The organism is Propionicimonas sp. T2.31MG-18 (assembly GCF_964266745.1).
GTDB lineage: Bacteria > Actinomycetota > Actinomycetes > Propionibacteriales > Propionibacteriaceae > Propionicimonas.
In genome coordinates this window covers 238,396-250,992 of record NZ_CAXWGX010000023.1, presented here as the reverse complement: position 1 = coordinate 250,992, position 12,597 = coordinate 238,396, and the positions used below count along the sequence as shown (strand labels likewise).

The window sequence follows — 12,597 nt, the reverse complement described above, 5'->3', positions numbered from 1 at the left end:
GAGCCGCACCCGCTCATGGGACGCACGATTCTGCCGATCTGCGTATGCTTCCGAATCGGCGCCCAGGGCGCCATAATGGCTCCATGCCGAATATTCAGATCAAGGATGTACCCGAGGACACTCACGCGGTCCTGCGGCAGCGGGCAAGCGCGGCACACCAGTCGCTACAGGAGTACCTGCGCTCGAGGCTGATCGCGGAGGCGGCCCGGCCCACGCTGGACGAGGTGTTGGCCCGCGCCGGGGGCAGGGCAGGCGGGTCGCTGCCGTTGGCGGACGCGGTGAGCGCGTTGCGGTTCGACCGTGCTCGTCATTGATGCCAGCGTCCTGTCTGTCGCCCTGCTCGACGACGGCCCGGACGGCGACACGGTGCGCAGCAGGTTGCTCGGTGAGCAGCTCGCCGCGCCGTCCATGATCGACCTCGAGGTGGTCTCGGTCTGGCGCGGCCTGGCCCGTGCCGGGCAGGTCGATTCTCGTCGGGTCGGGCTTGCCCTGGATGATCTGCGGGACCTGCCGATCCAGCGGGTCGAGCACACTCCGCTGCTGACCCGGTGCTGGGAACTGCGCGACAACCTCACGATCTATGACGCTGCCTACGTAGCGCTGGCCGAAGCGCTTGAGGTGCCCCTCCTCACCGGCGATCAGCGTCTCGCCCGATCCACCGGCCCCCGCTGCAGCATCGAGGTCATCAAGGCCAGTCGCTGACTTCGCGATCATGCCGCGCCGCGGACGGTAGCCTCCGGCTGCCCGGCCGCGACCTCATCTGCCGCGCCGCGGACGGTAGCCTCCGGCTGCCCGGCCGCGACCTCATCTGCCGCCAGCAGTGACGGTGCAATCTCGGTGACACCCGCTTCGAATCTTCCTAGACTCCTTTGTGTGGAGCACATCCAGATTTCTGACCAGCTGGCCGTGGATGCCTATCTCTACGGGTACTCGATCGACGAGGCGTACAAGTTCCTCTACGAGACGACGATCCAGCCGGGTCGCCCCATCAACGAGTTCCAACTCCTGACGGACCTCGCGGACGACACCTACACCGCGCACCCCACGATCAACAACGACACCCTCCACCTGCAGGGGTGGTTCGATGTGGCCAGCGAGCCGGTGGTCGTGACGATCCCCGACCACGACGAGGGCCGGTACTGGATCCTGCACACGATGGACCTCGGTCACTACACCAACGCCATGATTGGGTCCCGCACGCGCGGCACCGCCGGCGGCCGGTTCCTCTTCGCCGGCGGGGACTGGAGTGGTGAGGTTCCTGAGGGGATCGACGAGGTGGTCCGCTCGGACTCAAACCTCATCAAGGTCATGGGGCGGATCATGACCGTCGGGGGGGATGATCTCGCACCTGCGCGAGCGCTTCAGGACAAGTGGCGAGTTCAAGGTCTGTCGGAAGTGACCGGATCGACCCCGCCTCCTCCGACGCAGCGGTCGTTCCCTGACCCGGATTCGACCACCTGGCTTGAGCGAGTGAACTTCGTGCTCGCAGACGGCTCGATGGCAAGGACAGATGCTGACTGGTTGGCCCGATACGGCGAGATCGGCCTCGCGCCGGGGAAGGACGACTTCACTCCCGAGCAACGGGAGGCGGCCGCCCGTGGCGAACGGCTGGGAATGGAGCACCTCCGCGCACTCGCTCCGCAGATGACCAACTCCAAGCGGCTTCTGGGCACGCGAGCCGACCTTCAGTCCGAGCAGCGCGACGTCTTTGCTGAGGGTACCTACCTCGGCCAGTGGGGCCTTCCACCGGTGGAGTCCGTCTATCTCAAGACCGAGACCGGGTCGGATGGCCTGCCCCTCAACGGCGCGAACGGCAAGTCCTACCGAGTCCGATTCCTTCCTCCGGACGTCAGCGAGTTCTGGTCGTTCACCGTCTACGGGAACGACAACCGGCTGATGGCCCCGAATGCGCTGAACCGGCACAGCCGCGGCGACCGTACCCTCACCCCCGATGCCGAGGGCTACTACACCATCGAGCTCAGTGCCGACGCCGAACGCAACCGCGACAACAGCAACTACCTCCCGCTGCCCGAAAAGGACTCCTATGTGATCGTCCGACTTTACGGCCCGAGCCAGGACATTCAGGACAACGGCTTCCCGATGCCCGTGTTCGAAGTGGCTTGAGCCTCGGGAGACCACCGACCACAGGGCGCGGCCGCGGGGCACCCACCAAAGGCGGACCCGACAGGCGCCACAAAGACAACCCTGAGCTGCCGATCATGCTGGCCGGCGGCCTCGACCTCAGAACCGCGAACGGTCTCAACTGGGTCCTCCAGGTATCTCGAGAGGATGCGGGTAACAACGTGGCTGCCCTGCTTGGCTCGGTGCCGAATAGCCCCGTCCCTCAGTAGCTTCGACGGGTGAGCCACGAATGCTGGCCCTACCTGGGAGCTGCGCAAGACCATGCGACTTTGCCCCCTCAGGCGCCGGCCGGGTCTCCGCTTGTCGCGCTGGCACGCAGTGGGGATGCTGAACGCATGAGTTCGCCCTACCCCCTCCGCACGGAGCACCTGATTCTGCGCCCGCTGCGTGAGCAGGACATCGACGTTATCCTCGCCTACCGCAACGACCCGGACGTGGCGGCACTACAGGACTGGGACCTTCCCGTGTCGCGGGAGCGGGTGGAGCGGCACGTCGCGGCCCAGACGGGGTGGGTCGACGTCCTCCCTGGCGAACCGCGTCAGATCGGTATCGAACGGGACGGCGAACTCATCGGCGACCTCTACGTGAGACTCGACGAGCATGGGGGCGTCGCCGAGATCGGCTTCACCCTGCGGACCGAGTTCCAAGGCAGGGGGTTCGCGTGCGAGGCCGCCTCCGCCGTGGTCGCCGATCCGATCGAGCGCCTCGGGTGCCACCGGATCTTCGGCCAACTGTCGCCGGAGAATGTGCGCTCGGCGAAGCTGCTCGAACGGCTGGGAATGCCCGTCGAGTCGCTGGCACCCAAGTCCTACTGGTGCCGTGGGGCCTGGGACGGCAACCTCGTCTACGCGATGAACGACGCCGAGTGGCGGACGCGTCCCGCCTCGATGTGACAGCGCGTCACAGCGCGCGCATCGGCCGTCCGCGCACGCTGATGGAGCTCGAGCCCCAGGGCAATCGCGGGCTTCCAGTCGGCCTTCGACGACACAACGAGGGAGCCTGCCGCACCCCGGCTGGTGAGGTGACCCCGGTCTACACTTCGGGCAGGAGGTTCGAGCGATGGCAGCGGGTGTGGGACGGTCGTCGGCGAAGTCGGTCCGCGCCCGTCGCCGCCAGGTGGTCGACCTCGTGACGGCGGCCGGTGCGATCAGCGTGGAGGACCTCGCGACCCAGACCGGCGTGTCCAGCGTCACCATCTATCGCGACCTGTGGGCCCTGGAGAAGTCCGGGCAGCTGACCCGCTCCCAGAGAGGGCTCGTCTCCCTTGCGCCCCCACACCGAAAGAACGACACGGACGCCCTGTCGGACCCCACGCAGCATGCCCGTGGCAAGGCCGCTATCGCCGATGCCGTGATCAAACGGATCCCTTCCGGGAGCACGGTGATCATGGACTGCTCCACCGCGGCCGTCGAGATCTCGCGCGAGCTGCTCGACCAGGAGCTCACGGTGATCACGGACTCCCTGGCAGTGGCGAAGGAGTTGAAGCGGGCGCCCGGCATCCGCCTCTTGCTGACCGGAGGGGAGTACCACGCCGCCAGCGAGTCCCTCGTCGGCAAGGCCGCGATCGACATGGTCGCCGGCCTCCGGGCGGACTACAGCCTGATCGGGGTCACCGGGATCAGTGCGAGCGGGTGCTTCCACCCGGTCGAGGCCGTGTCCCAGGTGAAGCAAGCCATGATCGCGTCCTCGATCACCCCGGTGCTCCTTGTCGACCACACCGACTGGGCCGTCACCGCGCTGCACCGGTTCGGCTCGCTGTCGGACTTCGCCGAGGCCGTGGTCGACCCCGATACCAGCGCCGAGCAGCTGGCCATCCTGCGGGAAGCCGTCCCAACGGTCACGATGGCCGAGCACCCCACCTGCCCGTACTGTGCGGGCCTCTCCTTCCGCCTCCACCTGGATGGCGTGTGGCGCCTGGTCCACGAGGACGACGGACAATCGCCGCGGCGAGAGCTCACCCCCGCGGAGGCTCGTGAGTTCTTCCTGACGGGCGGCGCCAAGACAACGTGCCCGCACTGCGGCGCGACCATCCGCGGCTACAGAGGTGGATCGCAGCCATCAGCCTCGGTGGGGATCCTGCCGTCGAGGTCGTGACGTCCGTCCTCTGACTCGTGGCGGGAGAGCACCGCGCTTCTCCGTCGGCGCAATCACCTGCCGGTAGGCACCGTCGGACGCCGACCGTCCTCTCGCGCGCACTTCACAAACGTTCAGCGTCTTCACATTCGCTGCACAAACTGACGGCGAGTAGCGCGAACCCGACAGCGTCTCTTCACTTTTAGTGTAGTTTTTCTTTCAGTTGTGGGCCTCGCATCGTCGCGAGGGCCTTGCCTGAGGGAACGCCCTCGCTCGGTGATCCGCCCGGGAGCACCTCCGAGCCGGCGCTCCTTCCGGCACCCGCTCGGGAAGCTGGCGCAACGCATACCTGTGAAGGAAGAGGACCTATGGAGTTCCTGTTCATGCTCATCGCATCTCTCGGCGGTGGCCTCATCGGCGCCGCGTTCGGCGCCAACTTCGCCTTCGCGATGGTCGGTTTCGTCCTGATGGGCGGGATCGGCGCCGCCGTCGCCGGAGATCCGAACATGAGCACGATGCTGTTCAGCTACGTCGCCTTCGGCCCGTTCCTCGGCCCGCACGTCGCCTTCGCCGGCGGTGTCGCGGCGGCGGGCTACGCGGCCAAGAAGGGCTACCTGGAGACCGGCCGCGACGTCGGTACGCCGCTGGCGAAGCTCGGCAAGGTCGACGTCCTGATGGTCGGCGCGCTGTTCGGCGCGCTCGGTTTCGCGATCCAGCAGGGCATCGCCCTGATCCCCTGGTTCGGTGGCCACACGGACGGCGTTGCGCTCGCGGTCGTGCTCTCGGGCATGATCGCCCGACTCATGTTCGGGACGCCGTCCCTGCTCAACGCGAAGAAGCCCGGCACGAACGGCCTGCTCGGCGTCGACGATGCCAACTGCTGGGTGCGCTTCCAGGAGAAGCCCAGCCAGTTCCTGACCCTCGGCGCCCTGGCCGGCCTGTTCGCGGCGGGCGTCTCGATCATGCTGGCAACCCATCTGCCCTCGATCGGCGGCTCGGCGAACACGCTCGCATTCGGCGTCTCGGCCATCACCATCGCGTTCCTCAACATGGGCTGGTCGACACCGGTCACCCACCACATGACGAACATCGGCGGTCTCGCTGCGGTCGCCTTCTACCCGGTCGTGGCAGGCGCTCCGACCATCGTCGCGGCCGGCTGGAACCCCGGTGCGGCGGTGGGTGCGATCCTGATCGGCGCCGTGTTCGGTGCCATCGCCGGAGGGCTGGGCGAGTTGTTCCAGCGCCTCTTCCTGGCCCGAGGCAACACCCACATCGACCCGCCGGCCTTTGCCATCTGGGTCGGCAACACCCTGGTCGCGCTCTGCCTGCTGGCGGTGGGCGGAGCCGCCTGAGCGGTGACGCACGGACGTCCCGGCGCCATGTGGAATATGGCGCCGGGACGCGAGCCGGAACGGCCCTGAGCGGGCGCTCGCTCAGCGTAGCCCGTCGAGGAGATCAGCTACACGGATCACCCCGAACCGGCCCGCGCACCGACCCGGTCGCGCAGAGAGGAAGCACCACCGGTGTTCTCCGGCCGGGTCGGTGTACACCGCAGGCGGACGCGAACGCCCAGCTCGCCCGTGTCGAGCCGGGCCACCGCGCGCGACCGGCCGGTCAGGGACGTTGCAGGTAGGCCAGCACCGCGAGCACCCGGCGGTTGTCGGAGAGGGACTCGGCGAGGTCGAGCTTGGCGAAGATCGCGCTGACGTTCTTCTCCACCGCCCCGGTGCCGATCGTGAGACGTTCGGCGATGCTGGCGTTGCTGCGGCCTTCGGCGATCAGCTCGAGGACTTCCAGCTCCCGCGGCGTCAGTGCCGCGAGCGGGTCCCTGGCTGTCGCCACCAGTCGTTTGACGACCAACGGGTCGAGCACCGTCCCGCCCTCGTGGACGCGCCGGACGGCCTCGGTGAACTCGGCCAGTGAGGTCACCCGGTCCTTGAGCAGGTACCCGACGCCACCACGAGCGTCGGCGAGCAGCTCCCTGGCGTAGATCGTCTCCACGTACTGGCTGAGCACCAGCACCGCCACCGACGGGAGGCTGCGCCTCAGCTCGAGCGCAGCCCTGATCCCCTCGTCGTGGTAGCCCGGGGGGAGCCGGACGTCGATCACCACGACGTCCGGTTCGGCCGCGCGCACCCGCCCGACGATGTCGTCGGCGTCCGCGAAGGCCCCGACCGTCAGGTAGCCGGCCTCCTCGAACAGGCGCGCCAGGCCCTCGCGGAGCAGCACCGAGTCCTCGACGAGCAGGATGCGGATCGTGCCCGCGCCAGCGGTGGGAGCGTTCGGGGCCACCCGCTCAGGATAGGGACGCCGGCGTGGCCGGGCGAGCCCCCAGCGCGAGCGGGACGACGATGTCGACGCGGGTCGGACCACCCGGAGGGCTCTCCAGCGTCAGGGCGCCCCGCAGTCCGTGGAGACGCTCCTGGAGCCCGGCCAGACCGTGGCCGTCGCCGACCACCGCTCCCCCGCGACCGTCGTCGGTGACACTCGCCCGCAGGCGGCTCGGCTCGTCCCGCTGGACGCGGGCGCTCACGGCGACCTCGCGGGCGCCGGAGTGCTTGGCGGCGTTGGTCAACAGCTCGGCGACGACGAAGTACACCGCGCGGGCGACCTCCGGCGGGACGGCCTCATCCAGGGCGGGATCGAGGTCGGTGCCCACCGGCAGCGGGCTCTCCTCGGCCAGCGCGGTCAGGGCGGCCAGGAGGCCACGGTCGGCCAGGAGCGGCGGGGCGACCCCGCGGGACAGGGCGCGGAGTTCGTCGAGTGCGGCCTTGGCCTGCTGCTGCGCCTCGCGGGCGAGGGCGGCGGCGCGGTCGGTGTCACCGGCGACCGCCTGCCGCTCGGTGGCGGCGAGGTCCATCTGGAGCCGCACCAGCCGCTGCTGGGGGCCGTCGTGCAGGTCACGCTCGAGGCGTCGCATGGCGGAGTCCTCGGCGGTGACCGCCGATTGGCGGGCCCGCGCCTCCGCGTCCGCCCGTGCGGCGAGCTCGTCGGAAGGCCAGCGTCCGAGCAGGGCGGCCGCGATCGCGTGGCGCAGGCGACCCAGCCCGTTGATCACCCACGGCAGCGTGATGCCGAAGAGGATCCCGGTCCCGAGGTACGCCACGCTCTCCACCGCGCGGACGGTCGCGCCCTGGAGGAAGGGCAGCTGGGCCTGCAGCCAGCCCGGCCAGTCGTTCACCGAGGGGTCGGGGAGGAAGGCCTGCCAGAACCAGTAGGTCAGCCCGCCCAGGGTGGTCGCCCACCACGTGACCGCGAGCGAGAAGGTGACGGTGCTGACGATCGGGTTGATGATCAGCCCGTGCAGCAGGTAGGACCAGTAGTGGCCCGACCGCAGCGGGGCGAGCAGGCGGGAGAGCCAGTGCGTGTCGGCGACGGGACGGCGCCACTCGGGCTCGGCGACCTCCGGCAGCCCGGTCCAGCCCAGCATGGCCCGCTCGGCGACGCCGAACCCGCGGGCGAGCAGGAGCGCACCGGTCATCAGCGGCAGTCCGACCAGGAGGATGACCATTCCCAGGCCGGCGAAGAACACGGCGCTGAGCACCGAGATCGCGACCATCGAGACGACGAAGCTGGCGATCAGGAAGGCGGACGTGCCCGGGGCCCGGCCCCAGGCGGTGACGTAGCGATGGAGCCAGGAGGCGTCCTCGGGGCGGTCGTGGGGCATCGGGAGTCTTCTCTCACTTGCGGGGCGATGGCGGCCTGCGGTCGTGGCTTCGAGCCGTGTCCGGGCCGGTGACATCACACTAGGGACACCCTAGGGGCGGCCGGCATCCGGCGGCCTCCCCAATTGGCACGGGGGTTATCCCCCGCGTCCGTGCCCCGTCGATGACGCCTCGTCGGTGTCGCTAGCCCAGCGAGATGGACCCGTGTGCGCTGAGCTTGGCGGGGTCGGGGCCGGTGGAGATCTCCAGGATCAGTCGCGCGAGAATGCCTGTCGACCACAGGTGCCGTCCCGCCGGCCGTCCCATGGGCCGGACATCTGGCTCGCCGCGGAAAGCCATCGCTCCACCCCGCGCCCGGGTGTCACGCGCGCGCTGGCCTGGAGGAAATCTGCTCGACGTGGCCGCACGATCGGTGGCACCAGCGGAGGCGTGGGCATGACGAACCCACCGATTCCGGCGGCGGGCTGGGTTCGCGGCGAGCCGGGCAGACGGTCGAGTGCGGGTGGTGCCGCCGGGCCGTCGACGCGCCGAGAGGTGGCCGAATCCCGACGCCCCTGCTACCTCGGCGAGCAACTCCTCGCCTGACCGGGCCCGGTCGATTCAAGGGCAGCGGCCCGAGCCGTCGGGACGGATCGGGACGGACGCGTCGACCACGAGGCGGTGGTCCTGGAGCCGGACGGCCGTCGCGAGCAGGCACTGCCCGGCGATCGTGGGCGTCCCGAGCCGTGCGGCAAGCTTCGCGCGCTGCCGCTCAGGCAGTTCGACGCCGGCAGCGGTGGCGGAGGCGACGCTGAACACCAGCCGCCCGTCGCTGACCTCCGGCTGCAACTCGACGGTGACCGGCACGGGCCCGAGAGGGGTCTTGCGCTGCGTGGTGATCCGGACACTGTCGTCGATCTCCACGTCGGTGGCGTCGCCGAGCCGCGCCAGGGCGCGCTCGTCGATTCCGGCGGTCACCGGGACGGAACCGGCGAACAGTCCGGGCAGCGCAAACCCGTTGAGCCGTAGCTCGACGCCGACCGGAGCCCGAGCCGCCAACTGCTCGCTCACGGCATAGCGGGCCGTGGTCTCCGCGGCAGCGCCCACGACGGCCAGGACGGCCGCCGCGACGACGGCGATTCGGACGTACCTCATCGGTCTCTCCATGGTCATTCGTGGCGTAGTGCGTCGATCGGGCGAAGAGCGGCGGCGCGGGTGGCCGGGTAGATCCCGAAGAAGAGGCCGACCGCCAGCGCGAAGCCGAACGCGATCAGCACCGACCACGGGTCGATCACCAGCTGGAAGCCGGCGATCCGGACCTGGCAGAGGAGGGCGCCGAGGGCCATCCCTGCGAGCCCGCCGATCACCGACAGCAGCGTGGCCTCGATCAGGAACTGGAGGATGATCTCCGAGCGGTCGGCTCCGATCGCCTTGCGGACGCCGATCTCCCGGGTGCGCTCGGTGACCGTGACCAGCATGATGTTCATCACCCCGATGCCGCCGACCAGCAGGGAGATCGCTGCGATGGCACCGAGCATGATCGTCAGGGTGCCGGTGATCGAACTGGCCGCCGACAGCATGCTGGCCGACGTGATCACCGTGAAGTCGCGGTCCTCCGAAGAGGTCCGGTGCCGCTGGTCGAGGATCGCCTCGACCTGCGCCTGCGCGTCGGTCACCGTGTCGGCACTGCCGGCCTGCACGGCGATGCTGCTCAGATCGCCGTAGCCGGAGATCCGGTCCTGGACCGCGGTGAGCGGCGCGATCACCCGGTCGTCGGAGTCGCGTGCGCCGGCCGAGCCCTTCTCGACGAGGATCCCGATCACCGTGAACGGGGTGCCGTTGAGCTCGATGTCGTGACCAAGCAGGGCTTCGGCCGGCTCGACGCCGAGCGCTTCGGCGACGCTGGTGCCGACCAGCACGACCCTGGCGTGGGCCTGCTCGTCGGTGGCGGTGAAGGTGCGCCCGGCCGAGACCTGGTCGTTCGAGATCGCCAGATAGGTGCTGGTGGTCCCGATCGTGCTGGCGATCTGGTGGGACGCGCCGGAGTACGTCGCGACCACCCCGGCCGGCGACACCACCGCTGCGGCCGCGGTCACGTCGGTGGCCAGTCTAGGATCGGCCAGGGCCGCCGCATCCTCGCTGGTCAGGCTGGCCGGACGGGTCCTGGTGCCGGCCTCCGTGCCCGTGCTGACCTCGGTCCGCCTGAGTCCGAGCAAGCCGGAGGTGGTGCTGGTTCCCGGTGTGACGGTGAGGGTGTTCGTGCCCAGGCTGCTCAGGGTGGAGGTGACGCTGCGGCTGGCGCCGTTCCCGACCGCCACCAGGACGATCACCGCGGCTACGCCGATCAGCACCCCGAGCATGGTCAGCGCGCTGCGCACCTTGTTCGCGGTGACCCCGCGCCAGGCGAACCGGAGGCTCTCGGTGAGGTTCATCCGGCCGCCTCCAGCCGGTTCCAGCAGGGTGGTGGGTCAGCGACGGCGGCCTGGCGGCGGTCGGACTCGATGCGTCCGTCCCGCATCCGCAGCACCCGCTTGGCGTGGGCGGCCACCTCGTCCTCGTGGGTGATGACGACCAGCGTCCGTCCCTCGACCGAGAGGCCGTCGAACAGCTCCAGCACCTCGGCGGTGCTGTGGCTGTCCAGCGCGCCGGTCGGCTCGTCGGCCAGCAGCAGCACCGGTTCGCCGACGATCGCCCGGGCGATCGACACCCGCTGCTGCTGACCTCCGGACAGCTGCGCCGAGGTGTGGCCGAGGCGGTTGGCCAGCCCGACCTGGGTGAGTGCGCTGACGGCGCGCCGGTGCCGCTCGGCGGGGGGAACGCCGGCGTAGGCGAGCGGCAGCTCGACGTTCTCCAGCGCACTGGTGCGGGCGATCAGGTTGAAATGCTGGAAGATGAAACCCACCTTGCGGTTGCGAATCCGGGCCAGCGCCCGATCGTCGAGCTCGCGGACGTCCACGCCGTCGAGGAGGTAGGTTCCCGAGGTGGGCTCGTCCAGGCACCCGAGGATGTTCATCATCGTCGACTTGCCCGAGCCCGACGCACCCATGATCGCGACGTAGTCGCCGAGCTCGACCCTGAAGCTGACGCCGTCCACGGCGTGGACCTCCGAGTCACCCTGCTGGTAGGTCTTGCGCAGATCGGAGACCTCGATCACCGCCGGCCGGGTCACTTCGCGCCCCCCGTCGTCCCCGCGGTGAGAACCACCTTGTCGCCGACCTCGAGCCCGTCGGTGATCTCGGTGTCGGTCGCGGTGACCAGGCCGGTGCCGACCGGCACCTTCGTCTGCTCGGCGCCATCGACCCGGACCACCCAGGTCCGGCCGTTCTCGGTCAGCACTGCGCTGGAGGGCACCTTCAGCACGCCGGAGGCGGTCGCGGTGGTGATCGTGACGGTGGCGGTCTGGCCGACCCTCACCGCCGTCGTGTCGCCGGTCAGCGAGATCGTCGTGCGGTAGGTGACCACGTTCGCGTCGACCGTGCTGGCCGGATCGATCGCGGCGACCGTCCCGACCAGCTGGGCGCCGGAGGCCGGCAGGACGACCGTGGCCGGCTGGCCGACGGCCAGTCCGACGGCGTCAGCCTCGGCCACGGAGGCTGCGACCGTCAGCGCGTCCGGATCGACCAACGTGACCACGCCCTCCGATGCGCCCGAGCCGGCCGCCACGCCGGCCGAGCTGGGTTGGCCGACGACCGCGTTCACCGTCGACACCGACGCATCGAACGGCGCGTGCAGGATCGTGGCCGCCAGTGCGGTCCGGGCCTGGTCGAGGACGACCTCGGCGGCGGCAACCTGGGCCTCGGCGGCGTCGACGGTCCCGGCCCGAGGGCCCTGTTGGGCGACCTTGACGGTGGCGCGCTGCTGGGCGAGCGCCTTCTTGGCCGAGTCGCGGGCACCCTCCTGGGTGGTGACTGCGGTTCGGGCCTGGAGCACAGCGGTGTCCCTGGTGCGCTCGGCCTGGGCCAGGGCGGCGTTGGCCGCGTCAAGCTGGGCCTGGTCGGTTGCGAGCTGGGTCTGCAGGCCGGCGATCTGGGAGGTGAGCTCGGCGAACCGGGCGGCGTCGGCGGGATCGGCGGGATCGAGGGTGGCCAGTTCGGCCTTGGCCGCGTCCAGCTGCGTTTCGTGAGCGGTCATCGTGGTCTGGGTCGCCGTCACCTGATCCTGGGCGTCCCCCACGAGCCGGGCCTGCTGGGACACCACCAACTGGTAGTTGTCCTGGGCTGCCGACAATGAGCGCTCGGCGTTGCGCAGCGACTGCTCGGCCGTGTCGACGGCCGCGCTGTCGGCAGCTCGTTCGGCACTGGTGCGGGTCTGGGTGGCCGTGGTCAGGGCAGCGTGGGCTGCGTCCAGCCCGGCCTCCGCGGCATCGACCTGCTGCCGGGCGGCGGTGTCGTCGATGGCGACCAGTGGGTCGCCGGCCTCGACCTGGTCGCCGGAGGCGACGTAGACCTTGGTGACGATGCCGGCCGCACCGCGCATGGTCAGCTGGGAGGTGAAGCCCGCGCTGACGTTGCCGGGCGCGGTCAGGGTGGCGGACAGGTCGCCTCGCACGACGTCGGCGGTCGACACGCCGGCCTCGGGCGGACGCGCGGCGTTGGCGACGACGAGACCGCCGACCCCGGTGGCGAGGGCGACGGCGACGGCGGAGATGATCAGGGGGCGGCGCTTCATGGGCGTCCCTCCCGACGAGGTGCGGGGGTTCGTAGCAGGTGCATGGCTGGAACCCTGCCGTCGGCGGATG

Annotated in this window: 13 protein-coding genes; 6 read left to right on the top strand and 7 right to left on the bottom strand. The window is 70.1% G+C overall.

What is annotated here, in order from left to right; all coding sequences use genetic code 11:
* Positions 1 to 83 precede the first annotated feature (83 nt).
* From ACFQQJ_RS09170 to ACFQQJ_RS09145, 6 genes are all read left to right on the top strand, one after another.
* Positions 84 to 314 carry a hypothetical protein gene (locus ACFQQJ_RS09170; protein ID WP_377105859.1) on the top strand — a complete coding sequence of 77 codons (231 nt, stop codon included), beginning with the start codon at positions 84 to 86 and terminating at the stop codon, positions 312 to 314.
* The gene (locus ACFQQJ_RS09165) at positions 301 to 702 is read left to right on the top strand and encodes a type II toxin-antitoxin system VapC family toxin (protein WP_377105858.1); all 402 of its coding nucleotides are present in this window, start codon (positions 301 to 303) and stop codon (positions 700 to 702) included. Before ACFQQJ_RS09170 ends, ACFQQJ_RS09165 begins: the two co-directional genes overlap by 14 nt.
* A gap of 171 nt (positions 703 to 873) precedes the next feature.
* The gene (locus ACFQQJ_RS09160) at positions 874 to 2,124 is read left to right on the top strand and encodes a DUF1254 domain-containing protein (RefSeq protein WP_377105856.1); all 1,251 of its coding nucleotides are present in this window, start codon (positions 874 to 876) and stop codon (positions 2,122 to 2,124) included.
* A 353-nt stretch (positions 2,125 to 2,477) separates the two neighbouring features.
* Entirely contained in the window at positions 2,478 to 3,035 is a 558-nt protein-coding gene (locus ACFQQJ_RS09155) for a GNAT family N-acetyltransferase (RefSeq protein WP_377105855.1), read from the top strand.
* 166 nt (positions 3,036 to 3,201) lie between these two features.
* The gene (locus ACFQQJ_RS09150) at positions 3,202 to 4,236 is read left to right on the top strand and encodes a DeoR/GlpR family DNA-binding transcription regulator (protein ID WP_377105853.1); all 1,035 of its coding nucleotides are present in this window, start codon (positions 3,202 to 3,204) and stop codon (positions 4,234 to 4,236) included.
* 347 nt (positions 4,237 to 4,583) lie between these two features.
* The gene (locus ACFQQJ_RS09145; protein ID WP_377105851.1) at positions 4,584 to 5,567 is read left to right on the top strand and encodes a hypothetical protein; all 984 of its coding nucleotides are present in this window, start codon (positions 4,584 to 4,586) and stop codon (positions 5,565 to 5,567) included.
* A 262-nt stretch (positions 5,568 to 5,829) separates the two neighbouring features.
* Here ACFQQJ_RS09145 and ACFQQJ_RS09140 read toward each other — a convergent pair whose 3' ends face one another.
* The 7 genes from ACFQQJ_RS09140 to ACFQQJ_RS09110 all read right to left on the bottom strand — a co-directional run bounded on the left by ACFQQJ_RS09140 (position 5,830) and on the right by ACFQQJ_RS09110 (position 12,527).
* Positions 5,830 to 6,507, bottom strand: a complete 678-nt coding sequence (locus tag ACFQQJ_RS09140; RefSeq protein ID WP_377105850.1) for a response regulator — start codon at positions 6,505 to 6,507, stop codon at positions 5,830 to 5,832.
* A gap of 4 nt (positions 6,508 to 6,511) precedes the next feature.
* Positions 6,512 to 7,882 (bottom strand): sensor histidine kinase, encoded by a 1,371-nt coding sequence (locus ACFQQJ_RS09135; RefSeq protein WP_377105849.1) that lies wholly within the window; start codon positions 7,880 to 7,882, stop codon positions 6,512 to 6,514.
* Positions 7,883 to 8,063: 181 nt separating this feature from the next.
* A complete protein-coding gene (locus ACFQQJ_RS09130; RefSeq protein WP_377105848.1) occupies positions 8,064 to 8,186 on the bottom strand; it encodes a hypothetical protein in 123 nt (40 codons plus the stop codon).
* 294 nt (positions 8,187 to 8,480) lie between these two features.
* Positions 8,481 to 9,014: a hypothetical protein gene (locus ACFQQJ_RS09125; protein ID WP_377105847.1), complete on the bottom strand. Its 534-nt coding sequence runs from the start codon at positions 9,012 to 9,014 to the stop codon at positions 8,481 to 8,483.
* A gap of 14 nt (positions 9,015 to 9,028) precedes the next feature.
* Positions 9,029 to 10,291, bottom strand: a complete 1,263-nt coding sequence (locus tag ACFQQJ_RS09120) for an ABC transporter permease (RefSeq protein ID WP_377105846.1) — start codon at positions 10,289 to 10,291, stop codon at positions 9,029 to 9,031.
* Positions 10,288 to 11,028 (bottom strand): ABC transporter ATP-binding protein, encoded by a 741-nt coding sequence (locus ACFQQJ_RS09115; protein ID WP_377105844.1) that lies wholly within the window; start codon positions 11,026 to 11,028, stop codon positions 10,288 to 10,290. Before ACFQQJ_RS09115 ends, ACFQQJ_RS09120 begins: the two co-directional genes overlap by 4 nt.
* Entirely contained in the window at positions 11,025 to 12,527 is a 1,503-nt protein-coding gene (locus tag ACFQQJ_RS09110) for an efflux RND transporter periplasmic adaptor subunit (protein ID WP_377105842.1), read from the bottom strand. The genes ACFQQJ_RS09115 and ACFQQJ_RS09110 overlap by 4 nt, the downstream gene beginning before the upstream one ends.
* Between the last annotated feature and the right edge of the window lie 70 nt (positions 12,528 to 12,597).